2 protein-coding genes are annotated in these 1463 nt (G+C 63.3%); both read left to right on the top strand.

Features of this window, described 5'->3' with window-relative positions; all coding sequences use genetic code 11:
• The first annotated feature begins 114 nt into the window (after window positions 1–114).
• The gene (locus ABD774_RS21450; RefSeq protein ID WP_345045801.1) at window positions 115–846 is read left to right on the top strand and encodes a hypothetical protein; all 732 of its coding nucleotides are present in this window, start codon (window positions 115–117) and stop codon (window positions 844–846) included.
• A gap of 25 nt (window positions 847–871) precedes the next feature.
• Complete coding sequence (locus tag ABD774_RS21445; RefSeq protein ID WP_345045799.1) at window positions 872–1357, top strand: hypothetical protein; 486 nt, start codon at window positions 872–874, stop codon at window positions 1355–1357.
• Window positions 1358–1463: the final 106 nt, after the last annotated feature.

Genomic DNA, 1463 nt, shown 5'->3' with positions numbered 1-1463 from the left:
CCTACCACCGCCGTCGACGACAGGACGCCCTCGGCCGGTTGACCCCCATCGAGTACGAGACCATCATGACCACGCCAGCCACCCAGGCTGCGTGACCCAACCTGTCACCTATCCGTGCAGCAGACCCTGCCTCTCGACAATCCGGCTGCGCGCCTTCACGCACTTCTCACCGCACTTCAAAAGCAAGAGTCTGCCGGCCGCCCGATCATGGACGCATGGGCGGCAGTGCTCGGCGCGAACCGAGCGAGCATCAATGAGGAAATGGCAGGGGTGGCGGCGCTTCTGAACGATTTGAAGCGTGTGGTGGAGCGGATCGACGATCCCACGACAACGCAGATGTATCGCCATTACATGCCGGAGTGGTCGCGCTCAGTCCTTTCGCCGGGCAGTTCGTGGGGAGCGGGGTCCAACGGCTTGGTCGATGTGGGTGCTCTGGCGACGCTCGGTGGCCTGGCTACTCTGCTCTCCGTGATGGGTTCGGAGGGTTCGATACCCGATGAGCAGTCAGTGGCCGACCTGCGAGAGTCGCTGGAATCCGCATTGGCCGAGGTGCGCGCTGACGGGGGCTTGCCGCCGGAAGTTCGACGGCTGCTTGTGGCGAGACTTCACGACATGCTGTGGGCGATAGACCATCTGAACGTGATGGGTCCCGAAGGCGTGAAGGCGGCGGCCGAGCGCCTGGCGGGGGCGGTCGCCGTCAGTTCAGATCTCCGCCGGTCGGGGCCTGTTGTCACCAAGGTGCTGGAGGTGGCAGGGAGACTCTGGACCGCCTTCACATTCCCCGGTCAAGTCGGAGAAGCGATCGAAGGCTGGAACCAGGTGAAAGAACTACTTCCGTCCGCGTAAGACGGTCGCACCCTACCATTCGGACATGGTGTTCCTGGAAGTCGCCGCCGTGGTCGGCCCGGTGGTCGGCATTGCGTTAGGTGCCGCGCTCAACGGCGCGGCTGAATCGCGTCGCTTCAGGCGCGACTACGTTCTGGAGCACGCGAAGGAACGTCGAGACTTCCTAGGGGAGGTAATGGCGACGGTAGATGCGCAACACCGCCTAGTCCACAGAGTGGCCGGATCGCAGCGCGGCGAAAACCGTCCGGTGGAACCGCAGGGGCGCCGCGATGCTGACGAACAATGGGGAGATTTGCTGCGGCGGCGCTATCTTTTATCCGGCATCACCTTGCAGCAATCTCTTTCTGCGTACGACCGAGCGCGTGAGGATGCCGTTCAGGCTTTGAAGACCAAGAAGCCCGACCCGATCAGCGCTGCGCTGGCAGCTCTTGATGAGGCGCGCTACCACATTTTTGAAACGGCCGAGGATGAAGCCCGTCAACTGGTGGTGGCTCTAGGGCGTGTCTCTTAATGCCTTGAGCCAGATGGTGATGGCGCGCAGGACGACGCCGCCGCGGTAGGTCAGGGCGAGCTTGTCGTAGCGGGTGGCCAGGGCTCGCCACTGCTTGAAGACGTTG

This window comes from Georgenia daeguensis, assembly GCF_039537705.1.
Lineage (GTDB): Bacteria > Actinomycetota > Actinomycetes > Actinomycetales > Actinomycetaceae > Georgenia > Georgenia daeguensis.
Note: the sequence above shows the minus strand (reverse complement) of the source record. Positions and strands in the feature narration are given on the sequence as shown.